This is a genomic window from Kytococcus sp. HMSC28H12 (assembly GCF_001816045.1).
Classification (GTDB): Bacteria; Actinomycetota; Actinomycetes; order Actinomycetales; family Dermatophilaceae; genus Kytococcus; species Kytococcus schroeteri.
Window position 1 is genome coordinate 1 of the sequence record NZ_KV824633.1, and the last position, 3,941, is coordinate 3,941.

A 3,941-nucleotide genomic window follows, 5' to 3' on the forward strand; every position below is an offset into this window, starting at 1 on the left:
CGCACACGGTGCGGACCGCCCCCTCGGCGTGCACGCGGCTCTGCCACACTCGCGGCATGAACTCCCTGCGCCGCCCCGCCGCCGTGCTGACCGCCCTGCTCACCGTGCCCGCCATCGCCGCCTGCGGTGGCGGCCCCGACGCCCTCGACGACGCCGCCGCCGAGAAGGCCCTGCTCAGCCAGGACGACTTCCCCCTCGACGGCTTCACCCGTGGCGAGGTGACCACCGGCGTGCAGAAGGCCACCGACTTCGACCCCTCCACCCTCCCGGACACCGACGAAACGTGCCACAAGGCCCTCGAGGACTTCAGCGCCGTGAAGCCCGAGGAGTACCTCTCCAGCTCGGCCTCCGCCCGCTTCGAGGACGGCAAGGACAAGAGCGTGGACCTGCAGGTCTCCGGCACGAGCAAGGAGCCGGAGAAGCTCATCGAGATCACCCGCGCCCTCGGGGAGTGCAAGGAGGTCAAGAGCTCCGGCGGCGGGGTGGACCTGACCACGTCCTTCGAGGAGTTCGAGAACGACGACGTGCGGGGCGTCCGCGTCCGCTCCGAGGCCGGTGGCCAGACGCAGGAGATCTGGATGGGCGGCCGCACGGCCGGCGACAACGTCGTCTACGCCACCGCCACCGGCGTCTCCGAGGACGACCTCGCGAAGGTCGTCAACGAGCAGGTCTCGACGATCGAGGACTGACGCCCGAGGTGACCCGGCGGCCGGGCGACGCCCCCGGCCACGCCCGCCTCACCACCGCCGCGCGGCGAGCACGGGGAAGTCCTCGCGCTGCTGCGCCGTGTGCGCGGGGTCGAGGACGGCGCGCAGCACCTGCTCGCCGTCCCCCGCCTCGGCCAGCACGCTGCCGGCGGCGTCGACGACGACGCTCGCCCCACCCATCTCGTGGTCGCCGGCGTGGGTCCCGGCCGTGTTGCACGCGATGACGGGCATCTGGTTCTCGATGGCGCGCGCCCGCAGCAGGGTGCGCCAGTGCTCGCGGCGCGGCATCGGCCACGCGGCGGGGATGACGAGCAGGTCGGCCCCGGCGTCGAGACCGGCGCGGAAGAACTCGGGGAAGCGCAGGTCGAAGCAGGTGGCCAGATGCGCGGTGAAGCCCTCGATCGGCACCGTCACCAGGTCGGAACCCGCCTCGATGGTGCGCGCCTCGCCGCTGCTGAAGCCGAAGCGGTGCACCTTGCGGTAGGTGGCCCGCAACGCCCCGTCGGGGCCGAACACCAGCGAGCTGTTCCACAGGTCCTTGCCCTCCGGGCCGGGCTCGGCGCTGCGCTCCACGGTGGACCCGGCGTGCAGGTGCACCCCCGCGTCGCGGGCCGCGGCAGACATCGCCCGCACCACCGCCAGGGCGGGGTCGTCCGGGCCGTCGGCGGGCACCGTGCCCACGGCGGGCACCTGCTGGGCCCGCTCCGCCCAGTGCTTCACGTCGAAGCCGCCCACGGGCCACAGCTCGGGCAGCACCACGAGGTCCTGCCCCGCCTCGGCCCGCACCATGCCGGCCACGCGCTCGATGCGGTCGGCCATGGCCTCGTCGTCGCCGTAGGACACCTGGATCACGCTGACGGAGAGCTCGCTCATCCTCCGCACGGTACCGGCAGCGCCCCCGGGCCGACGGGCCACCGGGGGCGCTGCAGGGCAGCGGGTGCGGCCGGTCCGGGGAGGCGGCCGCACCGGGTCAGGGCCGCGGGTTGCGCCCCATCCGCGAGAGCTGCTCGTTGTACGCGCGCAGCTCGGCGTCCTCGTCGCGGGCGGCCTTGCGGTCGTAGCGGCGGCTCTCCCGCTCGTCGCTGTTGGACCACTCCAGACCCACCATGATGGCCAGCACCACCACCGGCAGCTCGCCGATGCCCCACGCGATGCCGCCGCCGAGCTGCTGGTCGGCCACGAGGTCCTTGACGTACGGCAGGTCGATGGTCTGGAAGAAGTCCGGCGCCAGCAGGTAGGTGCCCATCATCATGGCCACGCCGAAGAAGGCGTGCCCGGCCAGCGTGGCCAGCATGACCACCAGGCGCAGCGGGGCGGGCCACTTGACGCCGCCGGGGTCGGGGCCGGCCAGCGTCCACACGAACAGGTAGCCCACCAGCAGGAAGTGCGCCACCATCGCGACGTGCCCGCCGTGGGTGGTGAGCGCGATCTCCAGCGCGGGCGACCAGTAGAAGACCACCAGCGAGACGAAGAAGAGCAGCGCCGCCACCACCGGGTGGCCGATGAACTGCGCGTAGCGCGAGTGCACGATGCCCAGCAGCCACTCCCGGGGGCCGATGGTGCGGTCCTTGCGGGCCGGCAGGGTGCGCATGGCCAGGGTCACCGGCGCGGCCGGCACGAGGAAGAACGGGATGGCCATCATGAGCGTCATGTGCATGACCATGTGCATGGAGAACATGACGCGGCCGTAGACCGTGGGTGCGCCGTTGACCACGTAGAGGAAGAGCAGCCAGCCGAAGACCCACAGCGGCAGCCGGTACCAGGGCCAGGCGTCGCCGCGGCGGCGCAGGCGCAGCCACCCCCACGTGTACAGGGCGATGGCCACCACGCCGATGGTGGTGAACAGCCACTCCACCTGCCAGGCCGTGAACCAGCTCGATGCCGTGAGCGCGGGCGGGCGCGGGTAGCCGGTGAGCGCCACCGCCGGGTCGCCGATGGCCTCGCCGGTGAGCTCGGGCACGGGGGTGGGTGTGCGGGCCAGCGCGGAGCCGAGGCCGGCGGCCACGGCCATGACGAGCAGCTCGAGGGTGGCCAGGCGGGCGAACAGGCCACCGGCACGCTCGGCGGCGGGGCCCTCCCCGACCTCGGTGGCCCCCGCCCCGCGCTCCGCCTGCTCGAGACGGGCCACCACCTGGCGGCGCATCACCGCGCCGAAGACACCGAGCACCACCAGGAGCCCCACCTTGGCCAGCAGCAGCTGGCCGTAGGCGGTGGTGAGCAGGTCGCCCCACCCCACGCGGAGGCTGGCGTTGAGCACGCCGCTGAGCCCGGTGACCACGAAGGCGCACAGCGCCACCACGGAGTAGCGACGCACGGCCACCGCGCGGTCCTGCCCGAGGCCGCTCCACAGCAGCGCCAGTCCGAGCAGGCCGCCCACCCACACGGCCACACCGATGAGGTGGCCGCCGTAGCCGTTGACGGCGGCGTCGTGGTCGAGCGAGCCGCCGGAGTGGCCGGTGAAGGCCAGCGGCAGGGTGGCCCCGATGGCCAGCCAGAAGGCCCAGTGCAGGCCGCTGCGCCCGGTGCTCCAGGCGCACAGCGCCGCCACCACCAGGGCCAGGATGCCAGTGAGCTGGAACTGCACGAGCAGTCCGAGGTCCCACCAGAAGGCGAAGTACTGCTGCCAGAAGCCCTCGGCCCCGATGGGGGTGCCGAGCACCTCGGAGAAGGTGAGCACCGCCAGCACCCAACTGGTCAGCCCCCACAGGAGCGACCCGACGAGGGCCACGCGCCCCAGCAGGGCCAGACGGTGCGTGGACCGCCGTTCGGGGACCACGAAGGCCGCGACGCCGAGCGCCCCGACGGTGGTGACCATGCCGGTCATGACCAGCGCCCGGACCACGGGCAGGGCCCAGCGGACGAATGCCCCCGCATCGACCAGGAGGAGCTGCCGCGTGGCGCCGCTCAGCCAGGAGGCACCCACCGCCGTGACCGCCACCAGCAGCGCAATGGCGCCCAGAGCAGCCCACGGGGCACGCTGGCGGGCTGACTCCTGCACTGCGGGAGCGGGGTTCTCCGGCGATGCCGTGGGGCGGGGCGGGGACTGCTGGGACTCGGACATCACCGACACAGCGTAGTTTGTCGGCTCTTCCGATCTGAGGGTGCAGCAGTGGTGGTGTGACCGACCAGACCAGCGCCCACGACCCGCTGAGCTACCTGCCGCTGGGCATCGAGGTGGCCGAGGGCTGAGTGACCCGCCTGCCGAACGCCCGAGATGCGCACCGGTGCGCATCT

Annotated in this window: 3 protein-coding genes; 1 reads left to right on the forward strand and 2 read right to left on the reverse strand. The window is 73.2% G+C overall.

Going from position 1 to position 3,941, the window contains the following annotated elements; all coding sequences use genetic code 11:
• Positions 1–56: 56 nt before the first annotated feature.
• Entirely contained in the window at positions 57–689 is a 633-nt protein-coding gene (locus tag HMPREF3099_RS10035) for a hypothetical protein (protein WP_141762124.1), read from the forward strand.
• Positions 690–737: 48 nt separating this feature from the next.
• Here the strand turns inward: HMPREF3099_RS10035 and HMPREF3099_RS10040 are convergent, their stop codons facing one another.
• The gene (locus tag HMPREF3099_RS10040; protein ID WP_070705838.1) at positions 738–1,580 is read right to left on the reverse strand and encodes a carbon-nitrogen family hydrolase; all 843 of its coding nucleotides are present in this window, start codon (positions 1,578–1,580) and stop codon (positions 738–740) included.
• Between the two features lie 97 nt (positions 1,581–1,677).
• Positions 1,678–3,768 (reverse strand): bifunctional copper resistance protein CopD/cytochrome c oxidase assembly protein, encoded by a 2,091-nt coding sequence (locus HMPREF3099_RS10045; protein WP_237769830.1) that lies wholly within the window; start codon positions 3,766–3,768, stop codon positions 1,678–1,680.
• Between the last annotated feature and the right edge of the window lie 173 nt (positions 3,769–3,941).

Bases quoted from the DNA above. Each gene is read 5' to 3' on its own strand.
- HMPREF3099_RS10035 (WP_141762124.1), top strand. From the start codon at position 57: ATGAACTCCCTGCGCCGCCCCGCCGCCGTGCTGACCGCCCTGCTCACC.
- HMPREF3099_RS10040 (WP_070705838.1), bottom strand. From the start codon at position 1,580: ATGAGCGAGCTCTCCGTCAGCGTGATCCAGGTGTCCTACGGCGACGAC.
- HMPREF3099_RS10045 (WP_237769830.1), bottom strand. From the start codon at position 3,768: ATGTCCGAGTCCCAGCAGTCCCCGCCCCGCCCCACGGCATCGCCGGAG.